This is a genomic window from Streptomyces sp. NPDC037013 (genome assembly GCF_055607265.1).
On the sequence record NZ_JBVJRV010000002.1, the window covers coordinates 863565 to 881822 of the forward strand.

Consider the following 18258-nt stretch of genomic DNA (forward strand, 5'->3'; position numbering starts at 1 on the left):
ACCGGGGGAGTGACGGGCCGCGTGGTGGCCTAGCCCGTGGCGGCCGCCGGTGGTTCCTCGCGTACGCCGGTGATCACCGCGGTGAGGCGGGTGCCGGGCGGGAAGGCGCCCTCTTCGGAGAGGGCCGTCAGGGCGTACAGGAGCTTGGCGACGTAGAGGCGTTCCACGGAGAGGCCGGTCGCGCGGCCGTGGCGGTCCTCGAAGTCCGCGGCGAAAGCGAGCAGTTCGGGCGGGGTACGGGCGTAGCCGCCGCCGTGGAAACGGTCGTCCAGCTGCCAGTTGGTGGTGGGCTCGCCGAAGGTCTGCCGCTGCAGTGCCGCTATGTCGGTGCCCAGGAAGCCGCCCTTGAGGACCGGTATGCCGAGGGCCCGCCGGTCCGGGCCGAGCCCGGCGGCCAGGCCGGCGAGCGTGCCGCCGGTGCCGCACGCCACGGCCGCCACGTCGGTGTGCTCGCGCAGCTCCTCGCCGAGGGCCGTGCAGCCACGCACCGCGAGGGTGTTGCTGCCGCCCTCCGGGATCACGTAGGCGCTGTGGGCGTCCGTGGCCCGCAGGAGGTCCGCCAGGGTGTCGGGCTCGGCCTTGCGCCGGTACGTCGCCCGGTCGACGAAGTGCAGGCGCATGCCGTCGGCCGCGCAGCGCGTCAGGGAGAAGTTCAGGGGGCGGTCGGCGAGTTCGTCGCCGCGGACCACGCCGATCGTGGCGAAGCCCAGGAGCCGGCCCGCCGCGGCGGTCGCGCGCAGGTGGTTGGAGTAGGCGCCGCCGAAGGTCAGGAGGGTGTCGTGGCCCGCGTCGGCCGCGGCCCGCAGGTTCAGGACGAGCTTGCGGTACTTGTTGCCCGGCAGGTCGGGGTGGATGAGGTCGTCCCGCTTGAGCAGCAGCCGTACTCCGTGGCGGGCGAAGCGGTCGTCCTCGATCTGCTGCAACGGGGACGGCAGCCTGGGGCGCGGACCGGCGGGCGGGTGGGGACACACCCCGCCATTGTCTCCCGTGGCGTGCCGTCCGGCAGGGGAGCCCTGGAACGGGGCTCCCCGGGCGTCCTTCTCGTGGGGTGTGTCTCGTGGGGTGCGTGCGGGCTACTTGAGGCGTTCCTCGATGCGGTCGCGCATCCAGTGCATCGTGAAGCCGCGCGGGTCGATCTTGCCCGGCTGCCACTCCAGGTGGCCGATCACCGAGCGCTGGGTCCATCCGTGGACGCGGCAGATCGCCGCCGAGACCCTCTCGACGGCGTCCAGCTGGGCGTCGGGCCAGGGGTCCTCGCCGTCGCCGAGGTTCTCGCACTCGAAGCCGTAGAAGTGGCGGTTCCCGTCGGTGTTCGCCTCGTTGTCCGGAGGCAGCCGCTTCTCCGCGATGACGGCGCGGAGCACCTCGTCATCGCCGAGGCCCGCGTGGTTGGCGCGGCCGTAGCCGACGAGGTGGACGCGGCCGTCCTTGGTGATGACGCCGTGGCAGAGCGGGCCCGGCAGTGCGGGGAAACCGTCGCGGCAGATCTCCACCGTGCGGTCGCTGCCCGACGTCACGGTGTGGTGGATCATCACCCCGTGCACGGGCCCCCAGGGGCCTTTGTGGTTGCGGTTGTGGTGCTCCCAGTCGCCGACCTCGACGACGGTCACGCCTTCGTCTCGCAGGGCATGGAGAAAAGCGCCCGCGGACATGGGTGGGGCCATGACCGCCTCCTTTGCAGGGCACGACGGCCGCCGTTCGCGGACCGTCTCGTATGCCCTGCTTGTACCGGAGCCGGGGTGCCCGAACCAGCTGTTCGGAAGCGATCAGGGGACTGTTCGGGCACCGTGCGAGCCGATCCGGTCAACTGCCGTGCAGGAAGCCGTCCCCGTGCGTCGCGATGTGCGTCTCCAGTGCCTGCAACGCCTGCTGGGTGTCCTGTGCGGAGCCGGTGCCCCGGCGCTCCGCGTAGTACGCGGCGCCGAGCTTCTTCAGGAGGGCGTCGCCGGCGCGCTTCTCCTGGACCTCGTCGATCTTCTGCTTGCCCTGCGTGAGGCCCCGCTGGGCCTGCTCCTTGGCGCGATCCAGGAAGCCTGCCATTGCTGTCTCCTGCCGGTCGGTGCGAGGCGCGAGTGGTGCGAATGCCCCGCATGCGGTTCAACGGTCGAGCGGATCTTGCGGTTCCCGGCCTCCTTCTGCTGTCTAGGTGGTCAGCTTGCGCATCAGGCGCACGCCCTGGGACGGCTTCATGTGCGGCAAGTAGGCCTTGCCGATCGCCCGCGTGATGTTGGGCAGCGCGGCAGGGTCCGGGTAGCACATGTACATGGGTCGGTACTGGGGCTGGAACTTCGCCTTGAAGTTGAGCAGCGAACGGAAGCCGTAGACCGGCTCGAGCGTCCGGCCGGCGTAGTCCAGCAGTCGTTGCAGCGCCGCGGGCGGCTCCCCGGTGTCGGAGCGGGCCAGCGGCGCTCCGGAGAGGCTGAGGAACTGGGCGCCCTCCTCCTTGAAGCCGAGTGCGGCGGACGCGATCAGGAACTCCATCGAGCCGCGGAACCCGTCGGAGCGGCGCCGCATGAAGTCCAGGGTCCAGCCCACGGGTGGCGCCGGGGAGTCGTCCGCGGCTTTTGGGGAGTCTCCGTAGACGGGCATCCAGCTCGTGATGCCGTGCACCGTGCGGTCCTCGTCGACGGCCAGGAGGCAGCGCACGTGCGGGTCGTCGAGTTCGTCGAGGCCGCTGAGCGTGAAGCCCATCTCCGGAAGACCCTTGTCCGCGACCCACTCCTCGGAGATCGAGCGGATCTGGTCGGTGAGCGCGATGGGCGCCTCCGGGAAGGTGTGCCACTCCGCGGTGATGCCCTCCTTCTTGGCCTTGTTCAGGGCCGTGCGGACGTCCTGCCACTTCTTGCCCGTGAAGGCCAGCTCCGGAAGCGGCACCACGGTGTCCTCGGCGACCTGCACCGAGCTCCAGCCCAAGGCGGCGGTCCGCGCCTTCACCTCGTCCGTGACGCTGTAGAAGCAGGGCGTCCAGCCGCGCCGGTCGCAGTACTCGGCGAAGCCGCCGATCGCCTCCCCGCGCGCGGACGGCTCCCCGAAGGGGTCCCCCGTGGTGAGCGCGACCGTGGAACGCACCCGGTAGGCGACCGCGGCCCTGCCGTCCGCCGAGAACCAGTAGTGGTTGCCGGGCCATGTCGTCAGATACGACAGCGTGGACCCGCCGTGCGCGGCGAGCAGGGCACGCGCGCGCGTGGCCGCGTCGGCGTCGGCGTGCATCAAGGGCCGCCGGAACGCCACGAACAGCGCGATCAGCGTGACCACCCAGAAGAGCATCCCGCAGTACTCGTACAGGGCCAGGGCGGTGCCGCCGACCGGGACGGGGGCCCGGCCCTGGAAGAAGAACGGTTCGTAGCTCGGCGGCAGGAACTGGGCGGGGATGCCGGCGACCAGCTTCGGGAACGTCGCGTCGGGCGTGAACTGGTCGCGCACCGCGTACCCGATGCCCACGTACGCGAGGCAGGACAGCAGCAGCGTGCCGCCGACCAACCCCGCGAGCCGGGTGGCGGTGGTGCGCGAGAGCGGCTGCTCGAAGAGGCGCCGGGTGAGGAAGAGCAACACCAGGACGAGCAGCGGCAGCATCATCTGCTCGACGACCGCCTGGATCATCGCGGCCTTCTGGTCGGCCAGGTCGCTGCCCTCCAGGACGTACCGGTCCGGGTGCGAGGCGATGTCGCTGAGCAGGTACGCCATGAGCCCGAGCCACACCAGCTGCGCGGCCACGGTGATCCGCCAGGACAGCCGCAGGCCGCGGCGCATCCCCTCGGCGAGGACGAGCAGCAGCAGCGGGATGGCGATCCCCATGAGCATCGCCGGAGAGCCGTAGAAGTGGTCCTGGGCGCGGATGCGGGCGCACTCCGTGCTGTCCGCCTGCGCGCAGGCGTCCGCGATGTCCTGGGGGCTCGGCCCGCCGGAGACGTACAGGTCCAGGACGTTGAACGGGCCGAGCGAGTCCTTGTAGAGCGTGGCGATGAGGGGGCCTATGGCGGACGCGGCCACCACGAGGGCGACCAGGACCCGGCCCTCCGAGTGCGAGGCGTGCGGCATGCGCAGACGGTGCGTGTGCCGGTGCGCGAGGGCGCCGAGCCCCAGCCCCACCACCGCGCCGGCCAGCCGCAGCACCCCCTGGAGATGGCCGACGTACAGCGCGAGCATCAGCGGGAAGACGGTCAGGCACAGCTGGAGCCTGCGCCGCCACAGGGCGCTGAGGCGGAAGCTGAGGAAGGCGCCGACGGCGCAGGCGCCGATCCCGGGCGTCGCCGTCAGGTTGTGCGAGAGGTCGTCCAGCCAGTCCTCGCCGGCCAGCGCGCCCAGCTTGACCACACCGGTGCCGAGCAGCGAACCGAGCACCTGTCCGAGGACCAGGACGACGCCGGTGCGTACGGAGCCCATGCGCTGCTCGGCCGCCGAGCCCAGGAGCAGCAACAGCAGGGTGGAGCCGATGTAGTTGCCGATGCCCGGACACCACAGGATCGAGGTGAGCGGCGTCCACCAGCGCCCGTCGGCGAGCGCGGGCACGCCTACGCCGACGTCGTCCAGGAGCGTGCCGGACGGGCCGGCGCCGAGGCTTCCGGTCAAGGCGCCCACGGCCCACAGCGCCACCACGACGAAGACGGTCACCGGCGCACGCCGGACCGGTTCGAACGCCCGGCCGACGGCGTGCAGCCAGCGCGCCGGGCCGCGCTCGCCCGGTGGCGCGAGCGGTGCCGCCGGGGCCGGCTCCTGCGCGCCCGCGTCGGCGGAGGCCTCGGAGGTGGTCATCTCCCGAGCCCACCAGCCTGCCCCGCCCGGCACACCCCGAGTTGGGCCGAACGGGTGGAAACACCCCTCCCTGCCCCGTCGGAGCGTGATCCATTCCCGCTCGTTTGTGTAATGGCGCGGCCACGCTCCGTGCTGGAAGGCTTGGGGGAGCAGATCACCGCAGATCTTGGTATTCGGGAGGGCAAAGCCAATGTCGGTAGGCGAAGAGGTCCGTACTGAGCCGGAGAAGCCGCAGCAGAGTCTCGGCACATCCGCCGCGCGGAATCTGGCCACCACCACCAAGTCCGCGCCGCAGATGCAGGAGATCAGCTCCCGCTGGCTGCTGCGGATGCTGCCCTGGGTCCAGGTGCAGGGCGGCACGTACCGGGTGAACCGCAGGCTGAGCTACTCGGTCGGCGACGGCCGGGTGACCTTCGTGAAAACGGGCGACAGCGTCCAGGTCATCCCGGCCGAGCTCGGCGAGCTGCCGGCGCTGCGGGACTTCGAGGACCAGGAGGTGCTGGGACAGCTGGCACAGCGCTGCCAGCAGCGGGAGTTCGCCGCGGGCGAGGTGCTGACCTCCTTCGGCAGCCCCGTGGACGAGGTGTTCCTCATCGCGCACGGCCGCGTCGAAAAAGTGGGCGCCGGGCCCTACGGGGACGACACGGTGCTCGAAACGCTCGCCGACGGTGCGTACTTCGGCGAGCAGGCACTCATCGACCCCGAGACGATCTGGGAGTACACCGCACGCGCGGTGACCGCCTGCACGGTCCTCGCCCTGCCCCGTCAGGACCTCGAACAGATCGCGGAGCGCAGCGAGTCACTGCGCGGCCACCTCCAGCGGCTGCGGTCGATCCCGGCCCAGCGCACCAACAAGTACGGCGAGGCGGCGATCGACCTGTCGGCCGGCCACGTCGGCGAGGCCGTGCTGCCCGGCACCTTCGTGGACTACGAATCGGCACCGCGCGAGTATGAACTGAGCGTCGCCCAGACCGTCCTGCGCATCCACACGCGCGTGGCCGACCTCTACAACCAGCCGATGAACCAGACCGAGCAGCAGTTGCGGCTGACCGTCGAGGCGCTCAAGGAGCGCCAGGAGCACGAGCTCATCAACAACCGCGAGTTCGGCCTCCTCAACAACTGCGAGTACGACCAGCGGCTCCAGCCCCACGACGGCGTTCCCGGCCCGGACGACCTGGACGAACTGCTCAGCCGCAGGCGCGGATCCAAGCTCTTCCTCGCCCACCCGCGCGCGATCGCCGCGATCGGGCGGGAGTTGAACAAGCGCGGCCTCGTCCCCGAGACCATCGACGTGGCGGGCACGAGGATCCCCACCTGGCGCGGTGTGCCGATCTTCCCGTGCAACAAGATCCCGGTCACCGAGGCCCGCACCACATCCATCATCTGCATGCGTACGGGAGAGGAGGAACAGGGCGTCGTCGGCCTCCGCCAGAGCGGCATCCCGGACGAGATCGAACCGAGCCTGTCCGTACGGTTCATGGGCATCAGCGAGCAGGCGATCATCTCGTACCTGGTCTCGACCTACTACTCGGCGGCCGTGCTGGTCCCCGACGCGCTCGGCGTCCTGGAGAACGTCGAGATCGGCCGCTGGGGGTGAGCCGGCTCCCGTGTCTGGGGGCGCGGGGCGGGGTACACCCCCTCCGTACGCGCCCACAGACCGAGGAACAGCCACCGTCCGCATCCTTCACGGGGTGAGTCCATGACGGACACGACGACGGACACGGCGGCGGGCAGGGCAGGGGCGGCGAACGTGACGGGCCGAGATCCCGGGGCCGGCACCGGGCCCGGGGAAGGGCACGAGGCAGCGGAGATCCTGGCCTCGGCGCGGGCGTACGTCGATCCTGAGCTGCGCAGAGCGATCGACTCGCTGCCCGGCTCACTGCGCCGGATCGCGCTCTACCACTTCGGGTGGGAACACGCGGACGGCACACCGGCATCGGGGAACGCGGGCAAGGCCATCAGGCCGGCGCTCGTGCTCACCGCGGTACGGGCGCTCGGCGGGGAACCGGCGACGGCCGTGCGGGCGGCCGCCGCGGTGGAGTTGATCCACAACTTCACGCTCCTGCACGACGACGTGATGGACCGCGACACCACGCGCAGACACCGGCCCACCGCATGGACCGTGTTCGGCGAGCCCGCCGCGATCCTGGCCGGCGACGCCATGCAGGCGCTGGGGATGCGGTGGCTCGCGGAGGATCCCCACCCGGGGGCCTCGGTGGCGGCCGCACGCCTCGCCGCCTGCGTCGTGGAGCTCTGCGCGGGCCAGCTCGCGGACTGCGAACTGGAGGATCGCGCGCCGGGCGAGGTGACGCTGGAAGAGTGCCTGGCCATGGCCGAGGCCAAGACGGGAGCGCTGCTCGGCTGCGCCTGTGCGCTCGGGGCGGTGTACGCGGGCGCGGGCCGGGCCGAGACGGACGCGCTGGACGGCTTCGGCCGGGAGGCGGGCCTCGCCTTCCAGCTCATCGACGACGTCATCGGCATCTGGGGCGACCCGGGCCACACCGGCAAGCCGGCCGGCGCGGACCTGGCGGCCCGCAAGAAGTCCCTGCCGGTGGTGGCGGCCCTGACCTCGGGCACACCGGCCGCGACCGAACTCGCCGGGCTGTACGGAGGGCTGCCCGGCAAGGCGGGGGACGCCGGGGCGGAAGACGTCCTGGAGTGCGCGGCCCACGCGGCCCGCGCCGTGGAAAGGGCAGGCGGCCGGGACTGGGCACAGGTGCACGCGGCGGACCGGATGTCCCGGGCGGTCGACCAACTGGCCAGGGCGATCCCGGACCCGGAGGCGGCGGGGGGTTTGTTGGCGCTGGCCGAGTTTGTGACTCGGCGTACGCACTGAGGGGGAGAGAGAAGGGGCCGGGGCCGGGGAGCAGGGGGGAGGGGCGGAGAAGGGAGCGGGGGCCGGAGGGTCGGGGCAGGGGGTACCGGGGGGCTAGGGGCAGCGGGTTGGGGGGAGAGAGGGCGGAGAAGAAGGGAACGGGGGGTCGGGGAGCAAGGGAGTGCGGGGGCGAGGGCCTGAGGGAGGGACGGAGCGGGCCTGGGGGAGTGCGAGGGAGCGACTGAGCGCAGGTCTGGGGGAGTGCGGGCCTAGGGGAGCGACGGAACGTGGGCCTGGGGGGCGACGGAGTCCGGGTCTGGGGAGAGACGGGTGCGGGCCTGGGGGAATGCGGGCCTAGGGGAGCGACGGAGCGTGGGCCGGGGGGACCCACGGAGTGCGGGTCTGGGGAGAGACGCGCGTGAGACTGGGGGAGATGTGACTGGGGGGCGTCTTGGAGGAGGTGTGCGTGAGACGACGGGGATGAAGCCGGAGCGATCGGGTCGGGTCGGGTCGGGTCGTCGAGTCGAGTCGTGTCGGGGCGTGTCGGGGCGGAGCCGGGCTGGGTGGGGTAGGGGTGGTCACGGGTGGGATGGGCCCGTCCGTCCCCTCCACCGCCCCCCTTCTGCACCGCCCCGCTCCCGCCTCCACCGCCACGCCTCCCCAACCGCCCCACCCCGGCCCCCACCGCCCAGCCCCAGCCGCCCGACCGCCCGTACCCCCCACCCAAAGCCCGCCCATCCGCGAGGTCATGGCACGGGGGGAAGTGGTCCTTCCCCCGCAACCCAACCCACGCAGGCGATCACTTACGCTGCAACCGGCGTGCTGAGGCCAAGAGTTGACCGTGGCCTGTGCGTCGTCCGGAGTGGGCGAGCGGTAAGGGGTGGGCTGTGGGTGTGGCGATCCGGAGGGCCGGGGAGGGGGACCGGGAGGACGTGGTCCGGTTGCTCGATGCGGCGTTCATGCAGGACCCGGTGAGCAGCTGGGTCTTCCCCGACGAGGAGCGTCGGCTGCGTCTGCACGGCGGGCTGATGCGGGCGTTCTTCGACCTCGCGCTCAGCGAGGGGTACGTCGACGTCACCGAGGACGGCGCGGCCGTGGCGCTGTGGTGGTCCGTGCCCGCGACGGCACACGAGGGAGAGGGAGGTGACGAGGGCCAGGACGGGCCGGCGTTGCTGCGCCAGGCCGTCGACCCCGGGAACGAACGCGTCGAGCTCATAGGGCGGTTGACGGACGCGATCCATCCGACCGACAGGGCGCACGAGTACCTGCACCTCATCGCCGTGCACCCCGACCGGCAGGGCGAGGGGCTCGGCACGGAGCTGATCGCCGCCGTGCTCGAACGGTGCGATCGCGAGGGCCTGCACGCGTATCTGGAGGCGAGCAACGCGCGCAGCCGGGACCTGTACGCGCGGTTGGGGTTCGACTTCACGGGGACGACCCTCGACCTGCCCGACGGGCCACGCATGTGGCCCATGTGGCGCAAACCGAGGGCGGTCCGCGTCGCCCCCTGAAAGACCGAGGTCGAAGGGGTGTCCGGCGGGCCGACCCGGAATAGCCTGGAGGTATGGGCAGCGAAGAGCCACGGCCCGGCCCCGTCCCGCAGGACGCGCGGGGAAACGTGTGCGGGGTCTGCGGAGGCCCGGTGGGCACGGCGATCCGGCGGCGCAAGGTGCTCGGGGTGTTCGTCCCCGAATGGGGTCCCGGGCCGTGCCGCAACGCGGAGTGCGAGGCGTGCGTCCTCGATGAGGACGAGAAGGCGGGCGAGGGGCCGGCCGCGAGGCGTTTCCGGTCCCGGCACGGCAGGAGGTGGGCCGCCCGGGACGACACCGGAGGCGGCGAAGGCGACTGAGGGGGCCCCGGGGAGAGCCAAGGGGCGGGCGTTCCGAGGTACGAGGTACGAGGCCGTCCGCACGTACCAGGATCAGGTGCGTGCCAAGTGCGGTGAATGCTCGGTGACTATGGTGACCGAGTGGCGTGATAGACAACTGTGATGACCATCAGCGGCCGGGCGTTCGACGCCGTCCTGTGTGACCTCGACGGCGTGATCCGCTTCTACGACATGGCGGAACTCGAACAGCTGGAGAGCGCGATCGGCCTGCCCCGGGGCAGTACGGCCGAGGTGGCGTTCGAACCCGAGACCGACATGCCGTTGATGCGTGGCGAGATCACCCGCGAACAGTGGATCAGGGCCATCGCCGACGGGCTCGCCGACCGGGTGCCGTGGGCGCGCGGCCACGAGCTGGGGACGACGCTGGCGGAGGCGAAGTTCTGGGCGGACGACGAGGTGGTGGGCCTGCTGCGGCGGGTCCGGGCGGCCGGAGTGCCCGTGCTGCTCGTCACGAATGCCACGCCGTGGCTCGCCGAGGACCTCGCCCTGCTCGGCCTGACCGGGCCCGACGGTTGCCTGGACGACGTGGTCGGCAGCGCGGATCTCGGCGTCGTCAAGCCGGACCACCGTATCTACGAGACGGCGGCGGAGCGGGCCGGCGTCGCGCCCCGCCGCTGCCTCTTCGTCGACGACCGCGAGGAGAACGTGGACGCCGCCGTCGGGCTCGGCATGACCGGCCTCCTCTACCGCGAACCGGCGGACCTCAGGGAAGCGCTGGCCCCGCTGCTCTGACCTGCCCTTTTCGCAGGGGGCCGCGACCTGCTGACTCCGCCCCTGCCAGTGATCATTACTGTTCTCCTTGGTTGTCACGTATGGGTGGGGCCGGACGTCATATCCATGACGGACCGCGACGGGAGAAAGTGACAGATGGACGAGAACGGATCGGCGCAGGTCGCGCTCGCGGCAAGGTTCGAGGAGCACAGGCCCCGGCTGAACGCGGTCGCGTACCGCATGCTCGGCTCGCTGAGCGAGTCCGAGGACGCGGTGCAGGAGGCGTGGTTCCGGCTCAGCCGCGCGGAAGCCGGTTCCGGCGTGGGCTCAGGGACGGACGTGGGCCCGGGCGTGGGCTCGGGAACGGGCGTGGGCCCGGGCGTGGGCTCGGGAACGGGCGTGGGCTCGGGGACGGGCGAGGTGCAGAATCTGGCCGGCTGGCTGACCACGGTCGTCGGCCGCATCTGTCTCGACCTGCTGCGCTCGCGGCAGTCGCGCCGCGAGGACTCCCTGGACGCGTCCCTGCAGACCTTCGGTGAGACGCACATCCCCGACCCGATCGTGACCCGCGTGGACGCGGTCGATCCCGAGCAGGAAGTGCTGCTTGCCGACTCGGTGGGGCTCGCGCTCCTCGTCGTACTGGAGACGCTGGCACCCGCGGAGCGGCTCGCGTTCGTGCTGCACGACATGTTCGCCGTGCCGTTCGACGAGATCGCGCCGATCGTGGAGCGCACGACGGCCGCCACCCGGCAGCTGGCCAGCCGGGCCCGCCGACGGGTGCAGGGTTCGACGCCCGCCGCGGAGACCGACATCGCCAAGCAGCGCGAGGTCGTCGAGGCGTGGATGGCCGCCACGCGCTCCGGTGACTTCGACGCGCTGCTCGAACTCCTCGACCCGGACGTGGTGTTGCGCGCCGACACCGGGGAGCTGTCCTCGGGCCTGTCGAAGGTGGTGCGGGGTGCCGCGGTGGTCGCCGGGCAGGCGGCGATGTTCGCGCGGGTCGCCCCGTACCAGCGCATGGTGCTCGTCAACGGCATGCCCGGCCTGGTCGGCGTGCCCGGCGGCGAGGCGGTCGCGCTCGCGTCCTTCACGGTCGTGGACGGCAGGATCGCGGAGATCAACATCCTCGCGGACCGCGAGCGGCTCCAGCGTCTCGACCTTCCCGCGCTCGGCCTCTAGGAGGGGAAGGGCCGGACGGCCCGGCGGCCCCTGGTGGGGCCGCCATGTGTGCCGCGCTCGGCAGCAGGAGCGGGGTGGCGAGCAGGAGCACGCCGGATGCCGTGATCGCGGGCAGCGGGCCGGTGAGCGTGGCGAGGACGCCCCAGATCACGACGAGAGAGGCCTGTACGAGTCTGCTGCTGACGCTCCAGGCGCTGAGGACCTGGGCGGCGTGGCCGGGCGGGGTCCGGCGCAGGCGTTCCGTGGCGTGGATCGGGTTGAAGACGCCCATGCAGGTGATCAGCAGCGCTTCGACGACGATCACGATGAGCAGGCCGGAGGTCCCGGGGCGCAGGAACGCGAGGCCGAGCGGGAAGAAGGATCGCAGGCGGCCGGAGACGGTCATGACCCGGTCCCGGCCGTAACGGTCCACGAGGCGCGGGGAGAGCCGCGCGCCCACGAAGCCGCCCAGCGCCGGGAGGCCGAAGGCGAGGCCGTACTGCCACGCGGGGAAGTGGTAGGTGTCAAGGAGGAGCACGGACAGGAGCGGGACGGTGGCCGTGATCAGGCCGCTGACCAGGATCGAGTTGAGGAACAGGCGCCGCAGCGCGCCGTCGCCGACGATGTGCCGCCAGCCGGCGAGGAGGTCGGCGCCGCGCACCCCGGCCGCCCGCTCGCGCGGCGCCGCGACGTCGCCGCCGCGGATGCGCAGGACCGCGAGCGCGGACAGCAGGTGGCTGACGGCGTCGGCCAGGACGGTGACGACCGGGCCGAGCAGCCCGACGAGCGCGCCGCCGAGGGGCGGGCCCGCGGCGGTCGCCACCCAGCTCGTGCCCTCGAACCTCCCGTTCGCGGCGAGGAGGCGGTCGCCGGGGACGAGGTGCTTCAGATACGCGCCGGACGCGGCGGTGAAGGCGATGCCCGCCGTGCCGGTGACGACCGAGACGACCAGCAGCTGGGCGTACGAGAGGAGGCCGAGGACGTACGCGGCCGGCACGCTCGCCAGCGCGAGGAACCGGACCAGGTCCATCGCGATCATCACCGGACGCTTGGCCCGCCGCTCGACCCACGGCCCGAGCGGGAACGCCACGAGCGCCGCGACCGCCAGCCCGGCCGCCTGCAGCAGCGACACCGCGAACGCCGACGCGTGCAGCACCCGGACCGCGAGGAGCGGAAACGCTCCGAAGGCCAGCCACGTGCCGTACGTGCTGACGGCGTACGCCGCCCACAGCCAGCCGAAATCCGGCCCCCACCTCACCTCCGGCCCCCACCCCACCCCGGGCCTCCACCTCAGACGCACGCCGCCCTCCCCACCTGCTCCGCGACAACCGATGTTTGGGTCCGTGCATCACACCGGCCGAGCGGACCAGGGATCAAACAACCCTCCTCGGGCGAGCCACAACCATCGGTTGGGGGTGCCTAGGCTGGGGCGTATGGACACCGAGGCAGTGCGATCGTTCGTGCGGGCGGCCGAGCTGGGACAGTTGCAGCACGCCGCCGACGAGCTGGGCGTGACCCAGCAGGCGGTCTCGAAGCGGGTCGCCGCCCTGGAGCGTGAGCTCGGGGTCCGCCTGTTCACCCGTACCGCCCGCGGGGTCACGCCGACCCTCGACGGTCAGGCGTTCCTCCCGCACGCGCGGAGCATCGTCGCGGGCGTCGACCGCGCCGTCACCGCGGTGCGGCCCGGGTCGCGGGCCCTGCGGATCGACGTGCTCGGCCTGCGCAGCGCCCAGGCCGTCATCCTGCACGAGTACTGGCGCTCGCACCCCGGAACCGACCTCGACGTGGTGACCCTCAGGGTCGACGACCCGCACGTCGCGGCGGCCGCCGTGGCGGCCGGCGACATCGACGCCTCGTTCCGGTCCGTCACCGACCCGGCCACCCTGCCGCCCGACGTGCGGATGATCCACGCCTTCGACTCGCCGCTGGAACTCCTCGTCGGCCCCCGGCACCCGCTCGCCTCCGCCCGCACGCTGCCCCCGTCCCGGCTGCGCGGACTCCGCATCTGGGTGCCGGGCATCGCACCGGGCAGCGAATGGGCCGACTTCTACGACCAGCTCACCACCCGCTTCGACCTCGAAGTCGACGCGGCGGGCCCGAACTTCGGCAACGAGGTGCTCCTCGACGCCCTCGCCGACTCCGCCGACCTCGCCACCTTCGTCGGCGCGCGCGACCGGTACGTCTGGCCCACCCACCACGACCTGCGCCGCATCCCCCTGGTGGATCCGACGCCCGTCTACCCCCTCTCCCTCATGCTCCCCGCGGCCAACCCGCACCCGGGGCTGCGCGGTGTCATCGACCACTTCGCCGGCCTGGCGCCGCTGCCCGGGCCCCTCTGGCTGCCCTCCTGGGCCACGACACCGCGCCCCGACGGCGCGGCGGGCGCGGCCGGCGCCGACGTCACCGCACGGCCGCCCCGCTGACACCGCCCGCCTCGTACCCGCCCGTCCCTGCGGCCTCCTCCCGGCCCCCGCCGTCCGTCCTGCGGACCACGCGCAGCAGATACTCCTTGCGGTCGAGGGGGTCGTGGTCCGTCCGATCCCGGGTGGGGACCGTGCCGCCGCGCACCGGCTCGTAGTGGTCGAAGGCGGTCTCCAACTCGCCCTCGCCGCGCGTGAGTCCGGGCAGCAACTGCTCCAGCGCGTGCACCTGCTGGGCAGGGATGTCGCCCTCCAGACGGTACGAGGTGCCGCTCGCCGTCGGCGTGTGCGGGACGGCCCGCAGCCGCGCGAGGACGGGCAGGACCGCCCCGACGGTGTCGGCGGGCAGCTCGATCCGGAAGCGGTGCATCGGCTCGTGCACCACCGTGCCCGCCTTCCGCAGCGCGTCCATCAGCACCAGCGGTGTCAGGTTCCGGAAGTCGCCCGCGGTGCTCGACATGCTCTTGTCGAAGGTGCCGTGGGCGTGACTCTGGCGCGGCCAGTACCCGGCGTGCGTCATGGTCACCGTGCAGTCGGGGACACGCCAGCCGTAGAGCCCCTGGTGCAGCGTCTCGTGGACGGTCTCCTCCACGGCGCGGAAGAACGCGTACGGCATCGAGCCGAGTTCGACCCCGAGCCGGAACCCGACCCCGGCGCCGACCGGCGCGGGCTCCACCCGCAGCCCGACGGTGGCGAGGAACGGATTGGGATCCTTGTCGATGATCTCGAACGCCGACCCGGTCCCGGCCACGCGCTCCACGCAGATCGTCGTGGTCTCCCGGAAGCGGACGTCGAGCCCGAACTCCTCGGCGAGGGTCGCCTGGATGACCTCCTTCTGCACCTCGCCGTAGAGCGAGACCGCGATCTCCCGGCGGATGCCGTCCTGACGCAGGTCGATCAGCGGGTCCTGCTCGGCGAGCCGGGTGAGCGCGAGGTGCAGGGCGCCGCGGTCGGCGGGACGCAGCGGGGAGACGACCGTCTCCAGGGTCGGCGGCGCGAAGAAATGGGCACCGGGCTCGACCCCCTTGGGCGGTACGCCGATCACGTCCCCGATCCGGACGTCGCCGAGCCCCCAGAGCCTGCCGATGCGCCCCGCTCCGACCTCGGTGGCGCGCACGTCATCGCCCCGGTCGAAGACGCTGATGGCGGTGACCTTGCCTTCGCCCCGACCGCTGCCACCAACGGTGCCGGTGCCGGTTTCGATGTCCACGCGGTCGCGCGTGCGGACGGTGCCCGAGAACATCCGTACGTACGCGACCTTCTCCCCGGCCGCGCCGCGCTCGACCTTGAACACGGTCCCGGAGACGGGTCCTTCCGTGTCCCCGACCGGTGCGGGCAGCAACTCCCGCATCCCGTCGACGAGTTCGGCGACGCCCGCGCCGGTCGCCGCCGAGCCGAAGAACACCGGATGCACCAGCGAGCGATGGGTCTGCCGGGCCAGTTCGGCGCGGAGGCGCTCGTACGAGAGGGACGTCGGGTCGTCGACGTACGCGGCGAGGAGCGCGTCGTCGTGGGCGGTGAGCAGCTCGGTCAGCGGCGTGACGAACCCGTCCGTGTCCGCCGCGCCGAACGGGAGGAAGCGGGCCGCACGCGTGCCGAGCCCGGCGACCGTGCCCATGGCGACGATGTCCGGGGTCAGCCGCTCGGCGATGTGGTCCAGGACGCCCTCGTGCCGGGCGCCGCCGCGGTCCGCCTTGTTGACGAAGATCAGCGTGGGGATGCGCAGCCGCCGCAGGGTCCGCAGCAGCACGCGGGTCTGCGCCTGGACGCCCTCCACGGCGGAGACCACGAGCACGGCGCCGTCGAGCACGCTCAGGACCCGCTCCACCTCGGCGATGAAGTCCGGGTGGCCGGGGGTGTCGATGAGGTTGACCGTGACGTCGTGGCCCGTCGCGTCCCCCGCCTGGGCTGCCGGGGCGGGGATGACGAAGGAGACGACCGCGGACTTGATGGTGATGCCGCGGCGTCGCTCCAGGGCGAGGGTGTCGGTCCGGGTGTTTCCGTCGTCGACGCGGCCGACCTCGTCGATGACTCCGGCGGTGTGCAGGAGCCGCTCGGTGAGGCTGGTCTTACCGGCGTCGATGTGGGCCAGGATGCCCAGGTTCAGAATGTGCGGGGCAGATGAATGCACGTACCGTCATGTCCTTTGCGGAAGTGGAAATTCCTTTCGTGTGGGACATGCACGAACGCCGCATTTCCGTCTCCTCCGCAGATTCCGCCCGCTCTTGCCGGCTGCCGTCAGTGCAGCAGGCGGCGGCCGGGGGCGGCAAATGATTTACGTGACACCCCGCCCGTCGCCGTCGTCGTCCAGGCGCAGGCGGCGGGCCAGCACCTCACGGGCGGCGTCCAGCAGGGGCAGGTCGTGGCTGAAGGCGTATCCGCGCAGCCGGACCAGGACGTGGTCGCACCCGGTCCCCAGCTGGGCGGCGAGCATCCCCGTGGCCTGGTGGACCTCGGCGAAGTGCAGACCGGGATCGTCCAGCAGCGGGGTCCAGGGGTTCTCGCCCTCGGCGGCCGTCGTGACGGCGATCTGGGCGATGGTGTCGGTCAGCCGGAAGGCTTCGGTGAGCTGACCGGTGGTCATCGGGCCGCTGCGCGTGCGATGGCCGGTGAGCGCGCCGAGGGCGATGACCCCGATGCGCAGCGGGAAGGCGAACACCGCACGCACGCCGAGCCCTTGGACGGCGACCGGCAGACCGGGCCAGCGCTGGAGCCGCGAACGTCGAGGGGTCGGTCACGTCGGGCAGCAGGATCAGCGCTCCGTGCCGGGCGGCGTCCAGGCTGGGCCCCTGGCCCTGGACCTGTTGCAGGTCCTCGAGGGCGAGCGTGCGCGTGCCGAAGGACTGGACCAGTTCGCCCGGGCCGTCCCCCGGCGTCAGGAGCAGCCCGAGACCGTCGAGGCCCAGCATGCCGGCGCAGGCCTCCAGGGGCAGGGGTGCCAGGCCCGGCCCCCGGTGCGAACTGAGGGCGCGCAAGTAGCCGGTCATCACCGGGTGGATCACCGGACACGCTCCGTTCCGGGCGGCGTACGGGTCGGTCGGTGGCCGGCCCACCGGGCGGCGCCGAGGGGCCGACGGCTCACGGATCGCGCCGCTGAAGGAGCGTCGCGTCGGCCGTGCCCTCCAGGACCTGACGGGCGATCTCGGTGAGCCGCGTCTGGTGGTCGCGGGCGTAGCGGCGCATGAGGGTGAAGGCCTCCTCGACACCGGTGTCACGGCGGTGCGCCAGATAGCCCTTGGCCTGCTCGATGACGATGCGGCTGTCCAGCGCCGCCTGCAGTTGTGCGGAGACCGTCATCTGCTCGCTCACCGCCCGCTGTTGCAGGACCCCGATGGTGGCGGTGTCGGCGAGCGCCTGACCGAGCCGCAGCTGGGACTCGCCCAGGGGCCCGGGCCGGTCCCGGAACAGGTCCAGCGCCCCGATCACCTGGTCGTGCAGCCGCAGCGGCGCCGCCACGACCGAGGTGAAGCCCGCGGCGGCGGCTCTCGGCGCGAACCGCGGCCACCGTTTCCCGGCCGACGAGGACGCCAGCGGTACGTCGGGAACGTGTGCTCCGGTCCGGTAGCAGTCCCGGGAGGGGCCTTCGTCCCACTCGACGCCGGCGAGCTCCAGCTGCCGGGTGCGTTCGTCGGAGGCCGCGGCGTCCACCAGGTGGCCGTCCGGGGTGGCGAGGAGTACGCCGACCGCCGCGACGTCGAGCAGGGCCACGCAGTGCTCGGCGAGGGTGTGCAGGAATCCGATGACGTCGAAGGGCCGCACCAAGGTGTCGGCGAGGTCGACGAAGGCGTCGGCCAGCTGTTCCTCGCGCGGCGACTCCAGCATGCCGACCCACCTCCGACAGTGATCTGAGGCCACCTTCCCACAGCCGGCGGGCCGCGTACGCCCTCTCGGCCCCGCCCACCCGTACGGGAATCCGCAGGACCGGCGAGCAACGCGTGGGGGCACGCAGACGACCGCACCCGGTCCGTCACGGGCGCCGGTCTCGCGGCGCCCCGGACCGGGTGCGGTCGGACGGGTGACGTGGCCCGCGCGGGCGCGGGCCGTCGACCCGGGGAGAATCAGGCCTTCTTGGTCTCCCAGAAGATCTTGTCGATCTGGGCGATGTAGTCCAGCGCCTTCTGGCCCGTGGCCGGGTCCGTCGAGCCCTTCGCGGCCGAGAGGGCCTTGAGGGTGTCGTTGACCAGCTGGTGCAGCTCCGGGTACTTCTCGAAGTGCGGGGGCTTGAAGTAGTCGCTCCACAGCACCGAGACGTGGTGCTTCGCGAGCTCGGCGCGCTGCTCCTTGATGACCGTGGCGCGCGCCTGGAAGTGCGCGTCGTCGTTGCCGGCCATCTTCTCCTGCACGGCCTTGACCGACTCCGCCTCGATGCGGGCCTGGGCCGGGTCGTACACACCGCAGGGCAGGTCGCAGTGGGCGCTGACCTTCACCTTGGGGGCAAACAGGCGGGAAAGCATGGTGCTGTCCTCCTCGTGATCGTCTTCTCAGGTGGGACATTACTCCGTGAGAGGCGGGTT

At 72.3% G+C, this 18258-nt stretch carries 16 protein-coding genes; 7 read left to right on the forward strand and 9 right to left on the reverse strand.

What is annotated here, in order from left to right:
• Positions 1-29: 29 nt before the first annotated feature.
• From ACZ7DY_RS08950 to ACZ7DY_RS08965, 4 genes are all read right to left on the reverse strand, one after another.
• Positions 30-923 (reverse strand): 1-aminocyclopropane-1-carboxylate deaminase/D-cysteine desulfhydrase, encoded by an 894-nt coding sequence (locus ACZ7DY_RS08950; protein ID WP_471131899.1) that lies wholly within the window; start codon positions 921-923, stop codon positions 30-32.
• A gap of 150 nt (positions 924-1073) precedes the next feature.
• Positions 1074-1664, reverse strand: coding sequence for an N-acetylmuramoyl-L-alanine amidase (locus ACZ7DY_RS08955; RefSeq protein ID WP_471131901.1), 591 nt, complete (start codon positions 1662-1664; stop codon positions 1074-1076).
• 139 nt (positions 1665-1803) lie between these two features.
• The gene (locus ACZ7DY_RS08960) at positions 1804-2040 is read right to left on the reverse strand and encodes a hypothetical protein (protein WP_471131904.1); all 237 of its coding nucleotides are present in this window, start codon (positions 2038-2040) and stop codon (positions 1804-1806) included.
• A 102-nt stretch (positions 2041-2142) separates the two neighbouring features.
• Entirely contained in the window at positions 2143-4752 is a 2610-nt protein-coding gene (locus ACZ7DY_RS08965) for a phosphatidylglycerol lysyltransferase domain-containing protein (protein ID WP_471131906.1), read from the reverse strand.
• A gap of 190 nt (positions 4753-4942) precedes the next feature.
• Between ACZ7DY_RS08965 and ACZ7DY_RS08970 the strand changes: the two genes are divergently transcribed.
• The 6 genes from ACZ7DY_RS08970 (at position 4943) to ACZ7DY_RS08995 (ending at position 11345) form a co-directional block, all read left to right on the forward strand.
• Entirely contained in the window at positions 4943-6349 is a 1407-nt protein-coding gene (locus ACZ7DY_RS08970; protein WP_471131909.1) for a family 2B encapsulin nanocompartment shell protein, read from the forward strand.
• A 102-nt stretch (positions 6350-6451) separates the two neighbouring features.
• On the forward strand, positions 6452-7588 hold the full coding sequence (locus ACZ7DY_RS08975; RefSeq protein WP_471131912.1) for a family 2 encapsulin nanocompartment cargo protein polyprenyl transferase: 1137 nt from the start codon (positions 6452-6454) through the stop codon (positions 7586-7588).
• A gap of 866 nt (positions 7589-8454) precedes the next feature.
• Entirely contained in the window at positions 8455-9078 is a 624-nt protein-coding gene (locus ACZ7DY_RS08980; RefSeq protein WP_471131913.1) for a GNAT family N-acetyltransferase, read from the forward strand.
• A 53-nt stretch (positions 9079-9131) separates the two neighbouring features.
• Positions 9132-9416, forward strand: coding sequence for a hypothetical protein (locus tag ACZ7DY_RS08985; protein ID WP_471131915.1), 285 nt, complete (start codon positions 9132-9134; stop codon positions 9414-9416).
• 141 nt (positions 9417-9557) lie between these two features.
• The gene (locus ACZ7DY_RS08990; RefSeq protein WP_471131918.1) at positions 9558-10187 is read left to right on the forward strand and encodes an HAD-IA family hydrolase; all 630 of its coding nucleotides are present in this window, start codon (positions 9558-9560) and stop codon (positions 10185-10187) included.
• A gap of 135 nt (positions 10188-10322) precedes the next feature.
• The gene (locus tag ACZ7DY_RS08995; protein ID WP_471131919.1) at positions 10323-11345 is read left to right on the forward strand and encodes a sigma factor; all 1023 of its coding nucleotides are present in this window, start codon (positions 10323-10325) and stop codon (positions 11343-11345) included.
• On the opposite strand, the gene ACZ7DY_RS09000 is transcribed toward ACZ7DY_RS08995, so the two are convergent.
• Positions 11284-12582, reverse strand: coding sequence for an MFS transporter (locus ACZ7DY_RS09000; protein ID WP_471131922.1), 1299 nt, complete (start codon positions 12580-12582; stop codon positions 11284-11286). The genes ACZ7DY_RS08995 and ACZ7DY_RS09000 overlap by 62 nt on opposite strands.
• Positions 12583-12757: 175 nt before the next feature.
• On the opposite strand from ACZ7DY_RS09000, the gene ACZ7DY_RS09005 reads away from it, so the two are divergent.
• Entirely contained in the window at positions 12758-13747 is a 990-nt protein-coding gene (locus tag ACZ7DY_RS09005) for a LysR family transcriptional regulator (protein ID WP_471131924.1), read from the forward strand.
• Here the strand turns inward: ACZ7DY_RS09005 and ACZ7DY_RS09010 are convergent.
• From ACZ7DY_RS09010 to sodN, 4 genes are all read right to left on the reverse strand, one after another.
• The gene (locus tag ACZ7DY_RS09010; RefSeq protein WP_471131926.1) at positions 13725-15875 is read right to left on the reverse strand and encodes a GTP-binding protein; all 2151 of its coding nucleotides are present in this window, start codon (positions 15873-15875) and stop codon (positions 13725-13727) included. The genes ACZ7DY_RS09005 and ACZ7DY_RS09010 overlap by 23 nt on opposite strands.
• Positions 15876-16019: 144 nt before the next feature.
• The gene (locus tag ACZ7DY_RS09015) at positions 16020-16412 is read right to left on the reverse strand and encodes an ANTAR domain-containing protein (protein ID WP_471131928.1); all 393 of its coding nucleotides are present in this window, start codon (positions 16410-16412) and stop codon (positions 16020-16022) included.
• Positions 16413-16822: 410 nt separating this feature from the next.
• The gene (locus ACZ7DY_RS09020) at positions 16823-17566 is read right to left on the reverse strand and encodes a GAF and ANTAR domain-containing protein (RefSeq protein WP_471131931.1); all 744 of its coding nucleotides are present in this window, start codon (positions 17564-17566) and stop codon (positions 16823-16825) included.
• A gap of 236 nt (positions 17567-17802) precedes the next feature.
• Positions 17803-18198, reverse strand: coding sequence for a superoxide dismutase, Ni (sodN, locus tag ACZ7DY_RS09025; protein ID WP_164560667.1), 396 nt, complete (start codon positions 18196-18198; stop codon positions 17803-17805).
• Between the last annotated feature and the right edge of the window lie 60 nt (positions 18199-18258).